This is a genomic window from Streptomyces sp. NPDC044061, from assembly GCF_056434305.1.
On the sequence record NZ_JBWKFL010000001.1, the window covers coordinates 226,500 to 248,529 of the forward strand.

The window sequence follows — 22,030 nt, forward strand, 5'->3', positions numbered from 1 at the left end:
TTCCGGATCGCCGCCGCCCTCACCGCCGCCGCCACCCTCACCACCACCGTGGCCACCACCACCGCTCGGACGATTGCTGTTCTCCGGATCGCCGCCGCCCTCACCGCCGCCGCCACCCTCACCACCACCGTGGCCACCACCACCGCTCGGACGATTGCTGTTCTCCGGATCGCCGCCACCTTCACCGCCGCCGCCACCGCTGTCGCCGCCGCCGTCGCCGCCGTCGCGGTCGTAGATGCCTCCGTGACCGAAGTGACCGGCGTCCCCGCCGCCTTCACCGCCCGCACCGCCGAAGCCGCCGTGTCCACCGAGGTCGCCGAACCCACCGGAACCGACACCGCCGCCACCGGGGCCGCCGTCACCGAACCCGCCATCGCCGAAGCCGCCATGGCCGAGCCCGCCGTCACCGAACCCGCCGGAACCGAGACCGCCGTCCCCGAAGCCGCCCTCGCCTCCGCCGAACCCGCCGTCGCCGAAGCCACCGTCGGCACCGCCGCCGAACCCGCCGAAGCCCCCCTCGGCTCCGCCGAACCCACCGTCGCCGCCGGCGCCGAAGTCACCGAAGCCCCCCTCGGCACCCCCGCCGGCATGCCCACCGAGCCCGCCGAGGTCGGCGCCCGTGCCCTCGTTCCCGTAGTCGCCGAACCCGCCGAAGTCACCGAACTCCCCCGGCCCACCGCTCACTTCGGCCGGGGACCGGTCCAGCAGTGGACCGCCGAGGAGGCTGTGGGAGCCGGTCGAGGGCACGTCCAGTCCGCCCACGCCCTCCTGGGCGTCGATCGGAGCGCTCGGGGCGGACCCGTGGCCGTCGGAGCCCGCGCCGTCGGCACCGTGCTCCCCGGAGACGTGGTCGGCCGGAACGGCGTGGTCGGCCGGGACGGCGTGGTCGGTCGTGATGTCGTGGTGCGCCAGCGCGTGTGCCGCGCTGCCGAAGAACAGGGACGACTTGGACAGTCGCGGGTCGAGTGCGGCCGGTCCCCCGTCGGTGCCGGACTCCACGCGGAGGGAGCGGAGGCCGGCGACCTGCGCGGGCGTCAGGCCGAGTCTTCGCGCCACCTCCTCGGTGTCGCCGTCGAGTTCGGCCCGGAAGTCCGGGTCCACGGCCAGCCGGGTCAGGGCAGCGCGATAGGCGTCGTCGGTCATGGTTCGGTCTCCGTCGGTCTGCGGGCACTGATGCCGATCGCGGCGGAGCCGAGGATCCCCCCTGGTCGGCGGCAACTGCCATTTCCGGCCATCCCCGCCGATACCTGCTGGAGACGTTATAGAGCTCTGGCATGACCAGCGCAAGAGCAGCGAGCAGCGACGTCCGGCACTCCGGCCGTCCGCTCACGCCAGGGCCCCACCGATCGGATCCGGCCACCGACCCGCCGGTCCGTGACCGACCCGTCGAACAACTCGCGCCCCAGGTGTCCCACGGCGGGCGGGGTCGTGTCAGCCCTGCCGGTCGCCCCGCCGGAAGCGGGCGATCCACTCGGAGGTGGTCCGCAGGCCGCCGAAGGTGTAGAAGTGCACCTTCAGCTCGCCGTGCCGCGCCGGATCGTACTGCCGGGCGAGCGTGTGCAGGAAGCGGTCGGGTCCGGCCGTGCCCATGAGATTGGTCAGCGAGAAGCCGTACTTGCGGGCGATGGAGGCGCTGGTGCCGACGCCGAAGCGGGTGGCGTAGGTCACCAGCCGGCGCACGCCCGCCGGGCCGGGCACGCCGATGCGGACCGGCAGGCGTACGCCGCGGGCGCGGACGGCCGCCACCCAGCGGAGCACCGCGTCGGCGTCGAAGCCGAACTGGGTGATGACGTCGCCCGCGAGCCGGTCGGCGCCGAGCGCCGCCGCTTTGTCGGTGAGCGCCGCCCACAGCGAGTGGTCGGCGATCGCCGGGTGGCCCTCCGGATAGCCGCTGATGCCGATGTGCCGCACGCCGTGGCGCTGGAGCAGCCCGGTGCGGATGACGGCGAGCGCGTCCTCGTACGGGCCCTCCGGGCGGGCCGGGTCGCCGCCGACGACGAAGACGTTCTCGGCGGTGCCGTCGGCCGCCAGGCCGGTCAGGAACTCCTCGAGGTGCCGCTGGGAGGGCAGGCGGCGGGCGGAGACGTGCGGGACGGGCACGAAGCCGAGCCGTTTGACCGCGCGGGCGGCGGCCAGCCGCATGCCGAGGTCCTCGCCCGCGAGAAAGGTGACGTTGATCCGCGTGCCCCGGGGAATGCCGTCGCTCGCCTCCTCCAGCTTCGGCACGTCCTTGCCGGTCATCTCGAGGGAGAAGTCGTCCAGCAGCGCGGTGCCCGCCGCCGGCGGGGCGGTGAGGGCCGGATTCATCGTGCTCCTTGTGCGACTGCCTGCGGCCGCGTACGGCTCGGTCCTGATCCGGCCCGATGATGTCACGCGTGCCGAGGACGCCCGGGAGCAGGGGCCCGCCCGGCCTTCGTCGTAGCGACGGCCGGGGACCAGGCCGTGTTTTGGAACTCGGTGACCTGCCCCGTTTAGTATCAGGCGATACCGTATCGAATGACGTAGTCTACCCTCATGACCGCCGACGTTCCCCACCGCACCACCGCTTCGCACGCGACCGACCGCCCCGGCGATACGTCGCCCTTCGCTCTCGGTCTGCTGCTGCGCCGGGCGCACTGGCGCGCGGGCGCGGTCATGGGGGAGGCGCTTCGGCCGCTCGGCATCGAGTTGCGGCATTTCGCGGTGCTGATCGAGCTGGTCAATCACGGACCCACGGTGCAGCGGGATCTGGCGGCGGCGACGGGGTCGGACAAGGCCGGAATCATGCGGGTCGTGGACGACCTGGAACGGAAGGGGCTGGCCGTACGCAAGGCCGTTCCGGGGGACCGGCGGGTGCGGGCAGTGGAGATCACCCCTGAGGGGCGGGAGCTCTTCGACGCAGTCCATGTGGCGGCGGAGCCGCTGGCCGAGCGTCTGGTTGCCGAACTGGCGCCCGGCGAGCCCGAGAGGCTGACGGATCTGCTGACCCGGCTCGCCCATCCGGCAGACGGCGAGGCGTGACGGCGCGGGCACACCGGTCATCGGCCGCCCGCCCGCACCCTCGGTATCCGCCGCGCCCTCGATTCCGCCCACGCCCTTGGTCTCGGCCACTCCCTCACTCTCGGGCGCGCCCATGCCTGGCCTCATGCGGCGTCCGCGACCCGGCCCTGCGCGGCCCGGGGCCGCGCGGCCAGGCGCTCGGCGATTCCTTGGCCTTACTGGTCGGGTATCCGCCTGCTCCAACTCCTCCATGAGCTCCACAGGCGCGGCGAACGCGGCGGACTGCTCCGGGGCGTGCCTCAAGTTAGTTTCACTCGAGACGGTATTGAGTGATACCATACGACTGCAACGAAGACAGGCCCATTGATCCGAGCGGGAGACGGACGATCATGGACGTCTATGAAGCGGTCACGAGCCGACGGGCGGTGCGCGCGTTCACCGACCGGCCCGTCCCGAGGCGGACGCTGGAACGGGTGTTGTCCGCCGCGTGCTGGGCGCCTTCCGCATCGAACATCCAGCCGTGGCACACCTACGTGCTGACCGGCGCCCCGCTGGCCGAACTCAAGAAACGCACCGGCGAGCGCCTGGTCTCGGGCGACCCCTGGGACGAGCCGGAGTACCGGCAGTACCCGCCCGACCTGAAGTCCCCGTACCGCGAGCGCCGGTCCGCCTTCGGTGAGCAGCGCTACGGTGCACTCGGCATCCCGCGCGAGGACCTGGAGGCGCGCCAGCGGGCCGCAGCGGCGAACTGGGACTGTTTCGGCGCGCCCGCCGCCCTGTTCTGCTACATCGACAAGGACATGGGTTCGCCCCAATGGGCCGACGTCGGCATGTATCTGCAGACCGTCATGCTGCTGCTCCGCGCCGAAGGGCTGCACAGCTGCGCGCAGATGGCCTGGGCGAAGTTCCACAGGACCGTCTCGGAGGTCCTGTCACTCTCGGACGGACTCATCCTCTTCTGCGGCATGTCGATCGGATTCGAAGACGTCACGGCGGGTGACGCCCGCATAGGCAGGGCGCCGCTCGGCGAGACGGTCACGTTCGTCGACGGACTCTGAAGCCGACCGTCCTTGGTCGACCGACGAAGTTGGCCGACCAACGAACTTGGTCAGTCGGCGAACTCGGCCGATCGGCGAGCCGTTTCATGCCCCGCCCACATAGCGTTGCATATGCCATATTGCGCAGTAATTCCGACGAAAGGAACGTCATGAAGATCGCAGTCATCGGCGGTACCGGACTGATCGGTTCGCAGGTCGTCAAGAACCTGAACGCCGCCGGACACGAGGCCGTACCGCACTCGAAGTCCACCGGAGTCGACATCATCGGCGGCCAGGGGCTGGACGAGGCGGTGGCGGGAGCCGACGCCGTCGTCAACCTGACCAACTCCCCGACCTTCGACGAAGCCTCGCTCGCCTTCTTCCAGACCTCGATGGACAACCTCCTGGCCGCGGCCCGGAAGGGCGGCGTCGGCCACTTCGTCATCCTCTCGATCGTCGGCGTGGACCAGGTGCCGGAGCTGGACTACTACCGCGCCAAGGCGCTTCAGGAGAGGATCCTCGCGGCCGGGCCGATCCCCTACTCGATCGTGCGGGCCACGCAGTTCATGGACTTCATGGACGCGGTCCTGTCCTGGACCGCCGACGCGGACACCGTCCGGCTGCCCGCCACGCCCATCCAGCCCATCGCTTCCAAGGACGTGGCCGACGCGGTGGCGGAGGTCGCCGCCGGGGCTCCGCTGAACGGCGTCCGCAACATCGCAGGACCCGAGGTCTTCCCCCTGGACGAGCTGGGCCGGATCACCCTGTCCCACAAGGGCGACAGCCGTACCGTCGTCACCGACCCCACCGCCGGCATGTTCGCCGTCGTCAAGGGCGACGTCCTCACCGACAAGAACGCCCGCCTCGCCCCCACCCACTACGCCGACTGGCTCTCCTGACATCCCTGCCTCCTGCGTGTCCATGGAGCAGTCGAGAGCGGTAGATGATCGAGGGAGGTAGATGATCGTGGATGTCTATGAGGCGGTCACGAGCCGACGGGCGGTGCGCGGATTCACCGACCAACCCGTCCCGCGACGGGTGCTGGAGCGGGTGCTGTCGGCTGCGGCCTGGGCGCCGTCCGGATCGAACCTCCAGCCGTGGCGCTCCTACGTGGTGACCGGTGGGCCGCTGGCCGAGCTCAAGAAGCGCGCCGGCGAGCGGGTGGCCGCCTGCGACCCCTGGGACGAGCGGGAGTACGAGATGTACCCGCCCGCACTGAAGTCTCCGTACCACGAGCGCCGATCCGCCTTCGGCCATGAGCGCTACAGCGCACTCGGTATCGAGCGCGAGGACTGGGAGGCGCGCCAGCGGGCCGCTGCGGCGAACTGGGACTGTTTCGGTGCGCCCGCCGCCCTGTTCTGCTACATCGACCGCGACATGGGCCGGCCTCAGTGGTCCGAGGTCGGCATGTATCTGCAGACGGTCATGCTGCTGCTGCGCGCCGAAGGGCTGCACAGTTGCCCGCAGATGGCGTGGTCGGTGTACCGCAGGACTGTCGCGGAGATCCTGTCACCCCCGGACGAGCTCATCCTCTTCTGCGGCATGTCGATCGGCTTCGAGGACGGCACGGTGGGCTACGTCCGTACGGGCCGGGCGCCGCTCGACGAGACCGTCACGTTCGTCGGGGGATAGATTCCGGGTAGATCCGCGACGCGGGACGATCACGGCCGGCCGGGCGGCCGGGACGGAAGAGCTTCGCCGCGGATGTCCCACCTGCTCGGGGCAGGCCGGCTGACTAGGCATGCGTCCCCGGTCTGGTCGCGGGAGCGCCGGGGGCCGCCGTGCGGCCCGGCTTCCGTGGCAGGAGCGCCGCGGCGGCGAGGCCGCCGAGCCCGAGCACCGCCAGCGTGATCATCGCGGCCGCGTAGGCGCCGTGGCTGAGCCCGGCGACGAGTATGGTGCCGGCGATCGCCGTGCCGAAGGACGAGCCGAGGTTGGACACGCTGCGGGACAGGCCCGAGATCTCGCCCTGCTGCTCCTCCGGGAAGCTGGACTGGACGACGTTCACCGACGGGGTGAGCATCACGCCCAGGCCGAGCCCGACGAGTAGGAGCCCTGGAACGAACGCCCAGGCCGTGGAGAAGCTGCCGACCAGGGCGACCAGCACCGCCACACCCGCGACGGAGACCACGAACCCGGTCATGATCAGTGTCCGCTGGGGCCGCCGCCGGGCCAGCCGCTCGGCGGCCAGCGAGGTCAGCAGCAGCCCGAGGGTGGCCGCCGTGAAGATCACTCCGGTCTGGATGGCGTCGTAGCCGCGCACCACCTGGAGGTAGGCGGCGACCGTGAAGGACGTACCCATGAGCATCAGCCACTGGACGTTCTGGGTGACGAGTCCGAGGTTGGAGGTGCGGTTGCGGAACAGGCCGAGCGAGAGCAGCGGCTCCTGGCCGGCCTGTTCCTTGGCCCGGCACGAGCGGAAGAACCAGCCGAGGACGAGCACGCCGAGGACGATCAGGGCGATCATCAGCCAGACGTTGTTGTCCGCCGCCAGGATGCCCATGACGACCAGGACCAGGCCCAGCGCGGACAGGACCGCGCCGCCGGTGTCGAAGGGCCGGGTCGGATCCGGCGGCAGCGGGTCCTCGATCCGGCGGCTCAGCCAGACGATCACCGCGATGACCAGCGCCTGGAACACGAAGGCCGCACGCCAGCTGATGGCGGTGGTGATGAGCCCGCCGATCAGCGGTCCGGCCGCGGCCCCGATGCCGCCCAGGGCCATGATGATCCCGAACGCCCGGGCGCGGGAGGTCAGGTCCGGGTAGAGCAGCGTGGTGAGGATGTAGACGGGCGGGATGAGCAGGGCGGTGCCGATTCCCTCGAGGATGGAGTTGCCGAGGATGAGCACGCCGAGTCCGGGTGCCGCCGCGCTCAGCAGCGCGCCGACGGCGTAGACGACGAGACCGACGACGAAGCACCGCTTGCGGCCGTGGCGGTCGGTCAGCTTGCCGCCCGGGATCATCAGCGCGGCCATGACCAGCAGGAAGACGGTGATGGCGATCTGGACACCCTGGACGGTGGTGTCCAGGTCCTTGCTGATGTCGTTGATCATCACGTTCATGTTGGAGCCGGCGAAGCTGCAGATGAACTGGGCGAGCGCCAGGGCGGCGAGCACCTGCCGCTGCCCCGGCGGCGCCTTCGTCGGCTCTGCCCGCTCAGTCACCTTCGCCGCCGCCGTCCGGGACTTCCGGGGGCGCCGTGAACCCGTGGATCACGGGGTGCCGGGTTCCGCCGGTCTCCGGCCGCGCCTTCGCACGCCCCAGCTCCTCGTCGAGCGCCATGGCCGCGGTGATCAGGGAAAGGTGGGTGAACGCCTGCGGGAAGTTGCCGAGTTGCTCGCCGGAGGGGCCGATCTCCTCGGCGAACAGGCCGACATGGTTGGCGTAGGTGAGCATCTTGTCGAAGGCGTGCCGGGCCTGGAGGAGTCGGCCGGAGCGGGCGAGCGCCTCGACGTAGTGGAAGCTGCACAGGTTGAACGTGCCCTCGGAACCGCGCAGTCCGTCGGGCGAGGCCGCGGGGTCGTAGCGGTAGACGAGGCTGTCGCTGACCAGTTCGTCGTCCATGGCGTCGAGGGTGCTGACCCAGTCCGGGTCGTGCGGGGAGAGGAAGCCGACGCGGGGCATGAGCAGTAGCGAGGCGTCCAGGACGTCGGTGTCGAAGTGCTGCACGAAGGCCTGCCGCTTGTCGTGCCAGCCGCGCTCGATGATCTGCCGGAAGACCGTGTCCCGGGCGTCCCTCCAGCGCTCGACGTCGGCCGGGCGGGAGAACCGGGTGGCCGCGTCGATGCCCCGGTCGAAGGCCACCCAGGTCATCAGTCGGCTGTAGGTGAAGTCCTGCCGGCCTCCGCGGGTCTCCCAGATGCCCTCGTCCGGGCGGTCCCAGTGGTCGGTGAGCCAGTCCAGTACGCCGCTCAGCGCCTTCCAGCCGCGTACCGCGCCGATGTCGCCTCCTACCAGCAGGGCGTCCGAGGCCTCGCCGTAGATGTCGAGCTGGAGCTGGTCGGCGGCCGCGTTGCCCGCCCGTACCGGCCGTGAGCCCTGGTAGCCCTCCAGATGGCCGAGGATCTCCTCGGTCAGGTGGGGGTCGCCGTCCACCCGGTACATGATCTGCAGGGGGTCGCCCGAGGTGGTGCCGCCGGCCTCGACGCGGTCGCGCAGCCAGCGGCGGTAGGCGTGGGCCTCCGTTTCGAAGCCGAGTGTCATCAGGGCCTCGACGGACAGCGACGCGTCCCGTACCCAGGTGTAGCGGTAGTCCCAGTTGCGCTCGCCGCCGATCTGCTCGGGGAGCCCCATGGTGGCCGCGGCGACGGGCGCCCCCGTCGGCGCGTAGGTGAGCAGCTTCAGGGTGATCGCGGAGCGGTTGACCACGTCCTGCCAGCGGCCGCGGTAGGTGCAGGAGCGCAGCCAGGACTGCCAGAAGCCGCGGCACTCCTCCACGTCCTCGGCGATGACCTGCAGGGACGGCACGGGCGGGGCCGGGGCGCCCTCGGCCGTGCTGGTCAGGACGACGGCGGCGGCCTGTCCGGCGGAGAGCGTGAAACGGGCGGTGACGTCGTCGCCGTCGGCCCGCAGGGGGATCCCGCTCGTCGACTGGACGTGCAGGTCCGTGCCCGGACCGTGCAGGACGGCCGTGTGACGGTCGGTGAGCCCGAGTGTGTGGGAGGCACGCCCGTAGTCGAAGCGCGGGCGGCAGGTGAAGGTGAAGGGCAGACTGCCCCGCACCACCCGGGCGACCCTGATCAGGCGGTGCCGGTCGGAGGGCGTCGGGGAGTCGATGGGCGCCATGAAGTCGGCGACCTCGCCGACCCCGCCGGGTCCCATGAACCGGGTGATGAGGATGGCCGTGTCCGAGAGGTACAGCTGCCGGACGGACATCCCGTCCCCGTCCGGGTGTTCCGCAGCGAGCCGGCAGTGGCCGCCTCGCTCACTGTCCAGGAGCGAGGCGAAGACGCTGGGCGAGTCGAAACGGGGAGTGCACCACCAGTCGACGGTCCCGGCGGACGACACCAGGGCCGCCGTCTGGAGGTCACCCACCATCCCGTGCTCCGCTATGGGCGGGTATCGGTCCACGAGAGCCCTCCTACGGGGCCATGGCCGTGTCGTCGCGCCGGACCACGCACAGGGCCCAGATGACGAAGCCGGACACCGCGATCACCACGACCGACCAGACCGGGTAGTACGGCAGGGAGAGGAAGTTGGCGATGATGACGAGCCCGGCGATGGCCACACCGGCGACACGTGCCCACAACGCCGGCGCGAACAGCCCGAAGCTGACGATCACCGCGACCACGCCGAGGGCCAGATGGATCCAGCCCCAGCTGGTGAGGTCGAACTTGAACACGTAGTTCGGGGTCGTGACGAAGACGTCGTCCTGGGCGATCGCCATGATGCCGCGGAACAGGGACAGCAGCCCGGCGATCAGGAGCATGACTCCCGCGAAGGCCGTCAGGCCGAAGGCCCACTGCTGGGTGCTGGACTGCGTCTGTGCGCGTGTGCGGTTCGTCTGGCTCATGCGGTTGCCTCGATTCGTTCTCTCGCGTCGTGCTCAGTGCGCGGGCGTGTTGGGGGTGCCGGAGCGCTGCGCCTGCCCGGCGCCGCTGAGGATCAGTTCCTTGGCCCTGCGGAACTCGTCGTCGGTGATGTCGCCGCGGGCCCGGATCTCGGAGAGCTTGGCCAGTTCGTCGGCGCTGCTGGTCGGGGCGCCGCCCTTCGCGGTCTCCCGGACGTAGGAGTCGAAGGCCTCCTGCTGCGCGCGTGCCTGCGCGACCTCCCGCTTCCCCATGCCCCGGCCGCGGGCGATCACATAGACGAGGACGCCCAGGAAGGGCACCACGATGACGAAGAGCAGCCAGCCGGCCTTGCCCCAGCCGCCCATGTCGTCGTCGCGGAAGATGTCGAGGATGACGCGGAACAGCAGGATGAACCACAGGATCCACAGGAAGAACCACAGCATCGTCCAGAAGGCGCTCAGCAGTGGATAGTCGTACGCGAGGTAGATCTGCGTGCTCATTTCTCTCCTCCGTTCCGGGGCTCCGGCCGGCCGGTTCCGGCAGGCCGGTCTGTGCCGATTTCAGCGTGCACACGGCGAGCGGGGGGCGTCCTCACCCGAGGCGGGTGATCGTGGGGGCCCCGCTCAGAACGGCGGGTTCGACGTGTTCGGCGGCGGTGCGTTCCTCCGCAGCGCGGACCGCCACGCGAAGGCGAGCACCAGCTCGACCAGGCCCAGCAGCACCAGCCACAGGCCGAGCAGCCGGGTCAGCGCCCGCGCCGACTCGGTGGGCAGGGCCAGCACCACGATCCCGGCGACGATGCCGAGCAGCGCCGCGCCCACGACGACACCCCGGTGCGGGAGGTCCTCGGCCGTGATCGCCGTGTAGAGGGTGAGGATGCCGGACACCAGCCAGGTGAGTCCGACGATCAGCGACAGCGCGGCGATGGTCTGCATCGGGTGGCGCAGGCAGAGGACGCCGGCCAGTACGAACAGCACCCCGATGAGCAGTGCGGGGATCCGTTCGCCCTGCCCCTCGCGGCCGAAGGCCGTGACGAACCGGAACACTCCGGCGAGCAGCAGGTAGAGGCCGATGAGGACGGCCAGGACGTGCAGCGTCTCGTCCGGCCAGACGAGGATCAGCACGCCGGGTACGAGCGTCACGACGGCCGACCCCAGGATCCAGGTCCACGACCGGGCGACCGCCGTCATGGCGTCCGCCGGGCCGGTGTCCGGTTCCTGGGGCGGGTACGGCGGTCCGGACTGCGGTGCCGGGCCACGCGACTCGGTCATGGCTCCTCCTCGCGCGATCGAACGGGTCGCCTCCGGACCGCCGGCGGGGGGCGGAGTGCGCGAACCCCTCACCGGCACAGCGTCGCGCGCCCGGCCGGTGCTCCGGGTCACCCACCACGGGTGATCCCTCCGGCCGTCCGGGGCGGTGGGGTGGCCCCACGGGCGGAAGGCCCGCGATCCGCCCGCCCCCGCGGGAGCCGGATCCCGCGGTGACCGGCGGGCCGCCGGAGCAGGAGGGTGCACCATGACCGCACCGAGTGCCGTCACCGTCTCTTCGTCGCCCGCCGACCGGGCGGCCCACGGCAGGAACGCCCGCACGCGAGCCCCGCGTTCGAGTCACGGCGAGTTCGAGGTCGCGCCTGACCGCCCGGACGTGATCGACGTACTGGAGCGTCAGTCGGCCACCCGGCTGCCCGAGTTGGTGCCGATGCGCTACGGCCGCATGCTCGAGTCCCCGTTCCGCTTCTACCGCGGCGCGGCCGCGGTGATGGCGACGGACCTCGGCCCGCTGCCCGACACCGGCCTGCGGGTGCAGCTGTGCGGAGACGCCCATCTGCTGAACTTCCGGCTGCTGGCCTCGCCGGAACGGCATCTGGTCTTCGACATCAACGACTTCGACGAGACGTACCCCGGGCCGTTCGAGTGGGACGTCAAGCGGCTGGCGGCCAGCTTCGTCATCGCGGCCCGCGCCAACGGCTTCCCGGCCAGGACGCAGGACGACGCGGCGCGGACGTGTGTGCGGGCCTACCGGGAACGGATGCGGGAGTTCGCCGGCATGCGCACGCTGGACATCTGGTACGCCCAGGACGACGCCGACCGGATGCGGGCCCTGCTGGCCTCCTCGATGGACCGGGCGGCCAGGCGCCGTACGGCCGAGGCGACCGCGCGCGCCCGTACCCGCACCCATATGCAGGCCTTCGCCAAGCTCACCCGGCTCACGCCCGAGGGCCGGCGGATCGCGGCCGACCCGCCGCTGATCATCCCGCTGCGCGATCTGCGGGACGACTCCCTGCACGAGGAGGAGAGCAAGGAGCTGCAGCGGCTGCTTGAGGGGTACGCGCGCACGCTGCCCGAGGACCGGCGGCATCTGCTGCGCCACTACCGGCCGGTGGACGCGGCCCGGAAGGTGGTGGGGGTCGGCAGCGTCGGCACCCGCTGCTGGATCCTGCTCCTGCTGGGCCGGGACGACGACGATCCGCTGCTGCTGCAGGCCAAGGAGGCGCAGGAGTCGGTGCTCGCAGCGCACACGGGCGGCGGCGAGGGCTACGACAACCAGGGCCGCAGGGTGGTGACGGGCCAGCGGCTCATCCAGACGACCAGCGACATCTTCCTGGGCTGGACGAACATCGTGGGCCTCGACGGGCGCGGCCGGGACTTCTACGTACGCCAGTTGCACGACTGGAAGGGCATCGCCCAGCCGGACACCATGGACCCGGAACTGCTGAACCTGTTCGGCCAGGTGTGCGGTGCCTCCCTGGCGCGGGCCCACGCCCGCTCCGGCGATCCGATCGCCATCGCCGGCTACCTGGGCGGCGGCGACCGCTTCGACCGTGCGCTGACCGAATTCGCGCAGGCCTACGCCGACCAGAACGAACGGGACTTCGCGGCCCTGGACGAGGCGAGGCGTTCGGGCCGGATCGAGGCCGCGGGCCGGTGAGCCCCGCTCGGGCTCACTCCGGCAGTTGCCGCATCTCCACCACCCGCAGTCCCAGCGACTGGCAGCGGATCAGCAGCCCGTAGAGGTGCGCCTCGTCGACGACGGGACCGAACAGGACCGTCTGACCGGACATCATCACGTGGTCCAGCTCCGGAAAGGCCTCGGTCAGGGCCTCCGACATGTGTCCATCGACGCGGATCTCGTAGCGCATGTGCCGTTCTCCCACCACGGGCCGGCTGCGGTCTCCCTTACGAGCCTGCGCCGTGCCGGGGCACCGGGCCTCACCCGGCGCAGGTGAACCGGGTGCCCGGGGTCAGTGCGTGAGGGCGATCTTGAACGAGATGATCACCAGGCCGAGCAGCAGATTGACCGTGGCGGTCGCCGCCACCAGCCGCCAGGAGGCCCCGGCCAGCCGCGCCCCCGCCGCCGACCATCCCACCTGCCCGGCCACGGCCACCGCGACCGAGAGCCAGACGGCACCCGCCACGTCCAGTCCGAGCAGCGGGCTCACGGCGACGGCGAGGGCGGGCGGGACGGCCGCCTCGACGATCGGCCACTCCTCACGGCACACCCGCAGGATGGTGGGGCGGTCCAGGGCCCGTTGCGCGAGACGGGCCCCGAACAGCTGCGCGTGCACATGGCCGACCCAGAAGACGAGACCGGTGAGCAACAGCAGCACCACCAGTTCCAGGCGCGGGAACTTGCCGAGGCCGCCGGCGCCGACCACCACCGACGCGGCGAGCATCGAGCCGTAGACCGCGCCCGTGTAGTCGGCGTGGGTGCGGCGCTCGGTACGGCGTACCCGTTCCGTGGTGGGGCCGGTCGAGGACATCGCTGTGGCCTTTCGCGCTTCAGTCCGTGGCACCGGCCGTGTCGGCCGGTGCGTCGCCCTTCGCCGGCTGCGGGCGGCGGGCCGGCGCGGTCGGCAGGTGGGACGTGACCAGGAAGCTCGCGAGGGTGATCCCTCCGGTCGTGAGGATCGCCGTCCGCAGGCCGGTGAGCTGCGCCGAGGCGTACGAGTCCGTGACTGCGTCCACCTCGGACGGGGGCAGTCCGGCGCGCTGTGCCGCCGAGCGCACCTGGTCGGTGGACACGAAGTTGATGCCGGACTCCAGGGCGACACCGGTCTGCTGTCGGGTCTCGGCCGACAGCCGCGGGTTGCTCTCCACCTCCGTGGTGAACGCGTGCGCCAGCGCGCCGATGAGCATCGACCCGATGAGCGCGGTGCCCAGTGCCGAGCCGAGGTTCTGCGCCGTGAACTGCAGGCCACCGGCCTCGCTGCGCTCCTCCTCGCCGACGCTGGACTGGACGACGTTGCCGAGCTGTGAGGCGAGCAGGCCCATGCCGACGCCGAGCACGGCCATGGCACCGGCGAACTGGAGGTCGTCGACGACCGGGTCGACGGTGGCCAGCAGCCAGAAGATGGACGCGGTCAGGGTCAGCAGGGCCAGCCGGACGACGCGGCGCGGGCCCAGGGTCCGGCCGAGCCCGGCGGCGGTCAGGGAGGTGACGAGCATGGTGACGGACACCGGCAGCAGCCGCAGCCCCGTCTGGAAGGCGTCGAATCCCTGCACCACCTGCAGGTACAGCGGGATGGCGAAGAACAGTCCCAGCAGGATCAGGTTCTGGCTCAGCAGGGTCAGCAGGCCGGAGCGCAGGGGCGGTACCCGGAGCAGGGACATGTGCACCAGGGGGTCGGCACCGCGGGCCTCGCGTCCGCGGTCCCAGCGCACGAAAAGGGCCAGCACGGCGATCCCCGCGCCGATGACGAACAGGGTGGGCGCGAAGCCCAGGACGGTGAAGGGCGGGTTGCGCGGCTGCACCCAGCCCCAGGTGCTGCTCTGCAGCACCCCGAGCACGCCCAGGGCGAGTCCGGCCGCCGAGAGCACCGCGCCGATCGCGTCCAGCCGGGGCGGCGGGCCCGTCCGCGGGGACTCCTTGATCACCCGACGGCAGCACAGGACGGCGACGACGACCACGACCTCGCCGGCGAAGACCAGCCGCCAGGTCAGGTACGTCGTCACCCAGCCGCCCAGCAGGGGGCCGACCGCGATGCCGGCGCCGGCCAGGCCGCCGATCACCCCGTAGGCGACCGCCCGGTCCTTGCCCCGGTAGGCCTCGGCGACCAGGGCCGCCATGGCGGGCAGCACCATCGCGGCGCCCAGTCCCTCGATGACGGACCAGCCCAGGGCGAGGACCCACACGGTGGGCGCCACCGCGGTCAGGGCCGATCCGGTGCCGTAGACGACCAGGCCGAGCAGGAACAGGCGCCGGCGGCCGTGGATGTCGCCCAGCCTGCCGCCGATGATCATGAATGCGGCCATGACCAGCGCGTACAGGGTGATGACCGTCTGGATGGCGGTGACCTCGGTGTCGAAGTCCTCGACCAGCCGGCTGATGGAGACGTTCATGACGGACGTGTCCAGGACCATCAGGAACTGGGCCGTCCCCAGCACCATCAGTGCTCGCCAATGTCCCACGGTGTCCACCTCGCCGGGTGCGGCGGTCATATCAGTCCGCGCTCACGGGCCTGCCGCACCGCGTCACCGCGCCGGTTCACGCCGAGTTTGCGGTAGACGCTCTTGAGATGCGTCTTCACGGTGTTGACGGAGACGTACAGGTCGGCGGCGATCTCCTCCGTGGACATCATCTGGGCCAGCCGGCGCAGCACCTCGCGTTCGCGTCCGCTCAGCTCCTCCACCACCAGGGGCGCGGGAGCCGCCGCGCCCGGATCGGCGTGCGGCGCGGCGCCGCCGGGGGTGAGCCACCCCGCCGCCAGGGCCTGCAGGGGCGGTGCGCCCAGGAGGTGACGGATCCGGGGTCCGGCTTCCAGGAAGGGGCGCCGCAGCCGCTCCCGCCGCGCCTCCAGCAGGGCCCGGGCGAGCAGTTTGCGGGCGGTGGCGACGTCCCCCGCCTCATGGGCGGCCAGGGCGCGCACCAGGGCGGCCCGGACCGTCACACCCGGGCCGCTGCGTCCCCGGGTGCGCAGCTGGTCGAGCAGGTCGATCGCCGCGTCGCGGTTCCCGGCGGCGAGCTGGGCCCAGGCGATCTCCGCCGCGTACGCGGGCTCGCCGTCGCAGGACACCTCGTCGAGGACCTTGGCGGCGCTGTCCGGCCGCCCCTCGGCCAGATGCGCCGCCGAGGCGGCGAGCGCCGAGTGGGCCTCCGCCCAGGGGGAGGCCACGAGGGCCGGTACGTCGAGGCCGGCCGCCGCGGCGGCGGCCCGTGGGTCGCCCCGAGCCAGCAGCAGTCGTGCCGTCGCGAGGGACCGGCCGGCCGCGGTCACCGGGTCGGGCGGGGCCGCGCCGGATCCGGCCGCCTCGTCGAGGAGGGTCTGGGCCTGCCCGAGGTCGTCGCGATCGACGGCAACGGCCGCCAGCACCAGCTGCCCGAGCCCGGAACCCGAGGGCCGGTGCAGGCCGGACTGTTCCGTCTCGCTCATGGCCGCCAGTGCCTTGCGCTCCGCCCGGCCGAGCCAGCCGTCGAGGTAGTCGATCAGTGCCAGGTGCCCGAGCGAGTCCTCCCGGGGCAGCGCCGTCGAGGCGCCGCCGGGACACCCGGCGACCTCGGTCAGGGCGGCGCGCGCGTCGTCGAAGCGGCCGGCCCACAGCCGGGCCGAGCCGAGGTGGGTCAGCAGCAGGGCGGTGAGTTCGGGGTGTTTCTCCAGGAGGCGGGCGGGGACCTCGCCGCGCAGCTCCTCGGCCGTCGCCAGGGCCTCCTCGGCCCTGCCGGGGGAACCGGTCAGCCGGGCCGCCAGGGACTCCAGCAGCACACAGCTCAGCCGGCCGGCGGCGTCGGACTCGTGCGCGGCCAGGCGCTCCTCGGCCCGGCGCAGATGGGCCAGGCCGCGGTCCACGTCGCGCTCGGACAGGTCGCGGGCGGCGCGCACCAGGTCCGCGGCGGCGGTCGTGACCTCGGGCCCCATGCGGGAGAACAGTTCGGCGAGGTCGTCCGCGCGCAGGCCGGTGAAGAGCTGACCGATCGCCAGGTCGTCGATCAGGGCCTGGGCGGTGAACTCCCAGTCGCCCGCGGCGGCGCCGTGCGCCAGCGCCTCCGGCAGCGAGCCGGAGGCCCGCAGCCACTGCGCGGCACGCCGGTGGAGTTCCGGTTCGAGTCCGGGCTCGCGGACCCGCAGATGGGCCCGGAGTATCTCGCCGAACAGCGGGTGCAGGCGGTACCAGGAGTGCCCGAGGTCCTCCACGAACGCGTTCTGGCCGTGCAGTTCGGCCAGGAGCGGCTCGACACCGCCGCGGCCGGTCAGCGCCTCCGCCAGCTCGGGGCAGAAGCGCTCCACGACACTGACGCGCAGCAGGAGGTCCTGGGTCTGCGGCGTCTGACGTTTGAGCACCTCGGCGAGCAGGAAGTCCGCGACCGTGCTCCGGCCCGCCTCGAAGTCCTTCAGATAGGTCTCGGGGTCCGGGCTCTCCTGGGCGGCCATGGCGCACAGCCGCAGCCCGGCGGCCCAGCCCCGGGTCCGCTCCACCAGGGCGCGGGTGGCCGCCGCGGGGAGCCGCAGGCCGTGCCGTTCCAGGAGCGCGGCGGCCTCGTCGGCGGTGAAGGCCAGCTCGGCGTCGCGGATCTCGGTCATGGTCGCCGCCGCCCGGTAGCGGTGCAGCGGCAGCAGGGGTTCGGTGCGGGTGACGAGGACCAGACGCAGTCCCCGTCCGGCGTGGTGCAGGACGAATTCCAGCTGTTGGGCTATGTGCGGGGTGGTCACCCGGTCGAACTCGTCGAGCACGAGCAGGGCGGGCCGTTCGAGGCCGCTCAGTTCGTCGGCGAGGCGGGCCAGCAGCTTGTGGTCCACCCGGCTCGCGTCGGCGGGACAGCCGATCTCGGCGGACAGCGGCACTCCGGCCGCGCGCAGGGCCTGGAGCACATAGGCCCAGAACATGCCGCAGCCCTGGTCGCCCGCCTCGTTGGTGAACCAGGCGACCGGTTGCCCGAGCCGCGCGGCCCAGTCCGCGACCAGCAGCGTCTTGCCCGCGCCCGCCGAGCCGTTGACCATCGTCAGCGGTGTCTCGAAGGCGTGGTCGAGGTGTGCGGCGAGCCGCGGGCGGCGCAGAAAGGTGGCCGGCCTGACCGGCAGGGCGTACCGCGTCTGGAGAAACGGCTCTCCCAGGGGATCGACGTACGCGACAGCCTGTCCCCGCGTGTTCTCGTGCCGTGCAGCCACGGAGTCACCACCCCTGTCCCTCAGGCCATGGACGGCGCACTACTCGATCAGCATCCCAGTCTTCCGGTCCCGGCGCAGTTCGCACAGGGACGATCGGGCCACCCATACGTCCCCATACGTCCCTCCGCGCCCGCGAGTCACCGGTCGGGCGAGGCACCGTCAGGGCCCGTCCCCCGGCGGGCCCTGCGCCCTGCGCGCCGCGTCGAGCTGGGTACGGCCACTGGCCGCCAGCAGCGCGAGCACCGCCAGGACGCCGAGCAGCACGAGGACCAGCAGCAGGACGGTGAGCACCGTGGGATGGTTCCAGAGCGCGAAGACGAGCGCGATGATCAGCAGGACGACGAGGGTGACGGCCCGGCGGTAGGCCAGCGCCCAGGCCCCGACGCGCCCGGTGGTGACGTGGTGGCCGGCCGCCCAGCGCGCCGCGGAGTCCGCCGTGTGGTCGGACGCGCCGCGGACGGCCACGGGCAGCCGCCCGGGTCCCACGAGGTAGGCGCCCAGCGCGACGACCACGCCGAGGACGATGGCGGTCCGCAGGCTGACCTTCAGGAAGTGCAGCAGCGTGTCGAAGACGGCGGCGGCCGCCGGCTCGGACTGCACCTGGGGCGGCAGGTGGTCGAGGTAGTAGTGGCGTGCCACCACCAGGGCGAGGGCCACCACCAGGCTGGCGAAGGCGGCGCCGAGCGCGGTGCGCACCAGGGCCCGGCGTCGCCGGTGGGCCAGGAACACCCCGGCGACGCCGAACAGGACGACCAGCACCGGGAACCAGTTCCCGACGATGTCCAGCAGGCGTGCGCCCTTGCGGAACTTGGCCAGCTCGTCCGAGTGGAACAGCACCAACTGCTTGTTCACCTGCGGAATCTTGTCGGCGGGTTTCAGCCCGGCGTCGACCAGCTCCTTCTTGACCCGGTCGACGGCCGTGCCCACGTCCAGGGTGACGGTGCCGTCGCTGATCCCGACCGCGCCGCGCCCCTTGCCGGTCAGGGCGTGCACGACGGCGTTGTGTGCGGCGCGGTTGGCGGTGGTCCACACCGTCGCGAAGGCGTCGCTGTGGACGACACGGGTGGCGATCTTGGTCACGGCCTGGTTCACGGCGGAGTCGATCTGCGGTCCGAGCCGGCTGATCGCGTCGGCGGCACGCGGCGGCAGGCCCTGGGACTGCAGCCAGGAGGCGATGTCCCCGGCGACCTGTCTGCCGTCCACATGCGCGCCGACGGCCTCGGTGATCCGGTGGACCGCCGCGTCCTGGATCGCGGGGTCGGTGGCCAGGGGCTGGACCGTGGCCACGTAGCGGTCGGTGTCGAGCGCGATGTCGTGCACCCAGGTGGCGAGCAGCGCGACGGGAACGAGGATGCAGGTCAGCACGATGAGCACGGCCGAGGCGGTGTTCCTCGCGATGCGGCCCGCGGCGCTGCCCCCGGTCCCGGCGGCACCGCTCCCGGCCCCGCCCCGGGGTGGCTTCGCGGCGCCGCCGTGAGCGGTGGCGTCCCGGTCCGGGGGCAGCGGGGCCTGGTCGGGGGACCCCGGGTCCCGGCCCGGCCGCTCGGGGTCCGGGTCCGGCGCGTGCGGGTCGGGCGGCTCGGTCACGGGGCCCTCCGGTGCGGTGGGTGCCTGAACACCCCCATTCCCTCAGCCCGGTGGACACCGCGCGCGCTGGGTCGGCCGTACGGGCGACGCCGGGGCGTCCTCTCCTTCCGCGGAGCGTCACACGGCCCGCGGTGCGCGGTCCCGCAGGGGAGGCGGGCTGCCGAGGCGGCTTGCCAGGAAGGGCTCCTGCGCCACGACGGCGCCCACGCTGACGCTGATGGCGGCCGCCACACAGACCACGATCAGCCAGGACAGCAGCACGAACACGGATCCGGCGGGCCCGTACTCCGCCAGGGCTCGGTTGATCGCCCCCGGCATGTACAGGCGCGCGGTCATCGTGAGCGTGGTGAGGACGATCGCGGTGATCACGGAACCCGGCAACAGCGGCTTCCAGCCGATCCTGCCGCCGAGCAGCAGATGTTGGGTCCACCACCACAGGCCTGTCTGACTGACGACGGCGAGCGGGACGCCGAGCCAGGCGCCCGCCCCGAACCCCGCGCGCACGGGGCCCTGGACGAGCAGGACGCCGAGCCACAGGGCAAGCCACGCCAGCCACCGCCAGGCGGCGACCCGGGTCCCGGATTTCGGGATCTCCCAGGCGCGTTTGCACAGGCGTTGCAGCGCCCGGCTGACGGCGGTGGCCGACAGCAGCACCATCAGTCCGCCCACGACCCCGGTGGTCTGCTGCAGCTCCTGTGACGTGGGCGCGAACACCTTCTCCAGCTCGGCGTTCGCCGCACCCGTCAGTCCGAACACCGCGCGTACGGAGTCGACCAGCTGATGGCGCACCGACGGCGGCGCGTACGCCGCGATGACGAAGAGCAGCGGTACCGCGGTCAGGAAGCACTGCGCCGCCAGGCGGGTGGCGGAGTCGAAGATGTTCACGGACACCATGCGGTCCGCCAGGTGCGTGACGACGGGGAACCGGGTCTCGGCCCGTCCGTGCACAGACTTCGCCCAGGCGATCCACTTCTGGGTGCGCACGCCCGGTCCCATCAGAGCCCCGGGTACGCGCTCTGGCCGTACGCGCGGCGCCCGCCCGCTGACGGCGCCCACCCGGTGGTCGGCATGGCGGTGCTCCCTTCGCTGCGTCCAGCGTGGGGCGCGTGGCGGGCAACGGCACCCGGGGCACGTTCCACCGGCCGACGACGACGGCGACGGCGGCGGTCCCGAGATGTCGTACCCGCGGCACCTGCCTACTCTCGTGGTGTCCCGACACGTTGGGGTCGCCATGGTGCTCGACCTGCTGCTCATCGCCCTGGCCATCACGCTCGACCCGCTGCCCCTCATGGCCTTCGTGCTGGTGGTGGCGTCGGCGAGGGGGGTGTGGAAGGGGCTGGTCTTCATCCTGAGCTGGCTGGCGTGTCTGGTGGCGGTGATCGCGATCGTCCTGGCTCTGACCGGTGGGCAGCCGCCACCGCCCCGGTCCCCGCCCTCGACGGCCGCCCTCGCGGTCAAGCTGGCCATCGGGGTCTCGCTCGTGCTCTACGGCGAGCACCGGCGCCGTCGGTTCGGTGCCGCTCGCACCGGGACCGGGCCGGGGGCCGGGGCAGGCGGGACTCCGGCCGCCGCGGCCTCCTCCCCGGACGGCCGGGCGGCGTCCTCGGACCTGACCGCCGAGATGGACCGCAGCACGGCCTGGGCCGCCGCGGGACTGGCCGTGCTCCTGCAGCCCTGGGGCATGGTCGCGGCGGGGGCGACGACCGTGGTGAAGGCGGACACCTCGCACTTCACCACCTGGATCGCCCTGTTCGGCTTCTGTCTGCTCGCCACCGCGAGCCTGCTGACCATCGAGTTGTACGTGGTGTTCTCCCCGACGGTGGCGAAGGCCCGGCTGCTGCGACTGCGCGCGTGGATGCGGCGTCACCAGGAGCAGGCTCTGGTGTCCATCTGCCTGGTGCTGGGCTTCTGGCTGGTGGGAGGGAGCATCTACCAGCTGACCGGCTGAGGCGCCCGGGTACGGACGTGCGGGGCCCTGCGCCGCGTGCTGGAATGGCAGCGGGGGACGGCTCCTAAGGAGTGGTCTATGGAAAGTGTCGAAGAAATGGGTCCCGTCGACTACCTGGTCATCGAGTTCCCCGGCAACCGCATGACGGGTGAGGCGTTCCCGCTGCTGGTCGATCTCGTCGAGCGCGGCATCGTCCGGATCATCGACCTCGCCTTCGTCCGCAAGGAGACCGACGGCTCGGTCGTCGGGCTGGAGCTGAGAGACCTCGGTGACGAGGTGGATCTGTCCGTCTTCGAGGGAGCCTCGGCCGGGGTGCTGGACCAGGGGGACATCGACGAGGCCGGAAACGCGCTGGAGCCCGGCAACTCGGCCGCGGTGCTGGTGTACGAGAACCTGTGGGCCGCTCCCCTGGCCCGCGCGCTCAGGCGCAGCGGGGCCCAGCTCGTGGCGAGCGGACGTATCCCCGTGCAGGCCCTGCTGGCGGCGCTGGACGCCACGGAGGAGTCGACGCCGCCCGGTGGCTCCACGGCCGCCTGAACACCCTTGGGAGATGACCGAACATGCCCGGACTGCTTAGGGGCGTCGCACGCACCGCCGTCGTCGCCGGAACCGCCACCGCCGTGTCCAACCGGGTCTCGCGGCGGCAGGCGGGCCGATGGGCGCAACAGGACTACGAGCAGCAGCAACAGTACGAACAGCAGCAGTACGCACAGCAGCAGGCGCCGCCCGCTCCCGCCGCGCCGCCGCCCCCAGCCGGTGACGAGATGACGCAGAAGATCGATCAGCTCAAGCAGCTGGCCGACCTGAAGGCGCAGGGAGTCCTGACGGACGCGGAGTTCGAGAGCCAGAAGCGGATGCTCCTGGGCTGA

General features: G+C 72.1%; 20 protein-coding genes and 1 pseudogene. 8 read left to right on the top strand and 13 right to left on the bottom strand.

Annotation, left to right across the window (positions count from 1 at the left end; all coding sequences use genetic code 11):
- Positions 1–1,143 (bottom strand): annotated as a pseudogene (locus tag AC07CM_RS01010) (hypothetical protein); the annotation flags it as partial.
- Between the two features lie 288 nt (positions 1,144–1,431).
- A complete protein-coding gene (locus AC07CM_RS01015) occupies positions 1,432–2,307 on the bottom strand; it encodes a methylenetetrahydrofolate reductase (protein ID WP_478874178.1) in 876 nt (291 codons plus the stop codon).
- Positions 2,308–2,514: 207 nt separating this feature from the next.
- Here AC07CM_RS01015 and AC07CM_RS01020 point away from each other — a divergent pair, with 207 nt between their 5' ends.
- The 4 genes from AC07CM_RS01020 to AC07CM_RS01035 all read left to right on the top strand — a co-directional run bounded on the left by AC07CM_RS01020 (position 2,515) and on the right by AC07CM_RS01035 (position 5,648).
- Positions 2,515–3,000 (top strand): MarR family winged helix-turn-helix transcriptional regulator, encoded by a 486-nt coding sequence (locus tag AC07CM_RS01020; RefSeq protein ID WP_478874179.1) that lies wholly within the window; start codon positions 2,515–2,517, stop codon positions 2,998–3,000.
- 368 nt (positions 3,001–3,368) lie between these two features.
- A complete protein-coding gene (locus AC07CM_RS01025) occupies positions 3,369–4,037 on the top strand; it encodes a nitroreductase (protein WP_478874180.1) in 669 nt (222 codons plus the stop codon).
- A 149-nt stretch (positions 4,038–4,186) separates the two neighbouring features.
- Positions 4,187–4,915: an SDR family oxidoreductase gene (locus tag AC07CM_RS01030; protein ID WP_478874181.1), complete on the top strand. Its 729-nt coding sequence runs from the start codon at positions 4,187–4,189 to the stop codon at positions 4,913–4,915.
- 67 nt (positions 4,916–4,982) lie between these two features.
- Positions 4,983–5,648, top strand: a complete 666-nt coding sequence (locus AC07CM_RS01035; RefSeq protein WP_478874182.1) for a nitroreductase — start codon at positions 4,983–4,985, stop codon at positions 5,646–5,648.
- 103 nt (positions 5,649–5,751) lie between these two features.
- Here the strand turns inward: AC07CM_RS01035 and AC07CM_RS01040 are convergent, their stop codons facing one another.
- The 5 genes from AC07CM_RS01040 to AC07CM_RS01060 form a co-directional block, all read right to left on the bottom strand.
- Entirely contained in the window at positions 5,752–7,179 is a 1,428-nt protein-coding gene (locus AC07CM_RS01040) for an MFS transporter (RefSeq protein WP_478874183.1), read from the bottom strand.
- Entirely contained in the window at positions 7,172–9,085 is a 1,914-nt protein-coding gene (locus AC07CM_RS01045) for a glycoside hydrolase family 15 protein (RefSeq protein ID WP_478874184.1), read from the bottom strand. The genes AC07CM_RS01040 and AC07CM_RS01045 overlap by 8 nt, the downstream gene beginning before the upstream one ends.
- A 10-nt stretch (positions 9,086–9,095) precedes the next feature.
- Entirely contained in the window at positions 9,096–9,527 is a 432-nt protein-coding gene (locus AC07CM_RS01050; protein WP_478874185.1) for a DUF7144 family membrane protein, read from the bottom strand.
- 33 nt (positions 9,528–9,560) lie between these two features.
- Positions 9,561–10,025, bottom strand: a complete 465-nt coding sequence (locus AC07CM_RS01055; protein WP_478874186.1) for an SHOCT domain-containing protein — start codon at positions 10,023–10,025, stop codon at positions 9,561–9,563.
- Positions 10,026–10,148: 123 nt separating this feature from the next.
- Positions 10,149–10,796: an HdeD family acid-resistance protein gene (locus AC07CM_RS01060; protein WP_478874187.1), complete on the bottom strand. Its 648-nt coding sequence runs from the start codon at positions 10,794–10,796 to the stop codon at positions 10,149–10,151.
- Positions 10,797–11,040: 244 nt separating this feature from the next.
- Between AC07CM_RS01060 and AC07CM_RS01065 the strand changes: the two genes are divergently transcribed.
- Positions 11,041–12,453 (top strand): DUF2252 domain-containing protein, encoded by a 1,413-nt coding sequence (locus AC07CM_RS01065; protein WP_478874188.1) that lies wholly within the window; start codon positions 11,041–11,043, stop codon positions 12,451–12,453.
- A 13-nt stretch (positions 12,454–12,466) separates the two neighbouring features.
- Here the strand turns inward: AC07CM_RS01065 and AC07CM_RS01070 are convergent, their stop codons facing one another.
- The 6 genes from AC07CM_RS01070 to AC07CM_RS01095 all read right to left on the bottom strand — a co-directional run bounded on the left by AC07CM_RS01070 (position 12,467) and on the right by AC07CM_RS01095 (position 20,197).
- On the bottom strand, positions 12,467–12,664 hold the full coding sequence (locus AC07CM_RS01070) for a hypothetical protein (RefSeq protein WP_478874189.1): 198 nt from the start codon (positions 12,662–12,664) through the stop codon (positions 12,467–12,469).
- 102 nt (positions 12,665–12,766) lie between these two features.
- Complete coding sequence (locus AC07CM_RS01075; RefSeq protein ID WP_478874190.1) at positions 12,767–13,285, bottom strand: hypothetical protein; 519 nt, start codon at positions 13,283–13,285, stop codon at positions 12,767–12,769.
- A gap of 19 nt (positions 13,286–13,304) precedes the next feature.
- Positions 13,305–14,963 (bottom strand): MFS transporter, encoded by a 1,659-nt coding sequence (locus tag AC07CM_RS01080; RefSeq protein WP_478874191.1) that lies wholly within the window; start codon positions 14,961–14,963, stop codon positions 13,305–13,307.
- On the bottom strand, positions 14,960–17,626 hold the full coding sequence (locus AC07CM_RS01085; protein ID WP_478874192.1) for a helix-turn-helix transcriptional regulator: 2,667 nt from the start codon (positions 17,624–17,626) through the stop codon (positions 14,960–14,962). Before AC07CM_RS01085 ends, AC07CM_RS01080 begins: the two co-directional genes overlap by 4 nt.
- A 159-nt stretch (positions 17,627–17,785) precedes the next feature.
- Positions 17,786–19,213: a hypothetical protein gene (locus AC07CM_RS01090; RefSeq protein WP_478874193.1), complete on the bottom strand. Its 1,428-nt coding sequence runs from the start codon at positions 19,211–19,213 to the stop codon at positions 17,786–17,788.
- A gap of 117 nt (positions 19,214–19,330) precedes the next feature.
- Entirely contained in the window at positions 19,331–20,197 is an 867-nt protein-coding gene (locus AC07CM_RS01095) for a YhjD/YihY/BrkB family envelope integrity protein (RefSeq protein WP_478874194.1), read from the bottom strand.
- Between the two features lie 247 nt (positions 20,198–20,444).
- Between AC07CM_RS01095 and AC07CM_RS01100 the strand changes: the two genes are divergently transcribed.
- The 3 genes from AC07CM_RS01100 to AC07CM_RS01110 all read left to right on the top strand — a co-directional run bounded on the left by AC07CM_RS01100 (position 20,445) and on the right by AC07CM_RS01110 (position 22,030).
- Positions 20,445–21,161 carry a GAP family protein gene (locus AC07CM_RS01100; protein WP_478874448.1) on the top strand — a complete coding sequence of 239 codons (717 nt, stop codon included), beginning with the start codon at positions 20,445–20,447 and terminating at the stop codon, positions 21,159–21,161.
- Between the two features lie 78 nt (positions 21,162–21,239).
- Complete coding sequence (locus AC07CM_RS01105) at positions 21,240–21,698, top strand: DUF6325 family protein (RefSeq protein WP_478874195.1); 459 nt, start codon at positions 21,240–21,242, stop codon at positions 21,696–21,698.
- 23 nt (positions 21,699–21,721) lie between these two features.
- Positions 21,722–22,030, top strand: coding sequence for an SHOCT domain-containing protein (locus AC07CM_RS01110; RefSeq protein ID WP_478874196.1), 309 nt, complete (start codon positions 21,722–21,724; stop codon positions 22,028–22,030).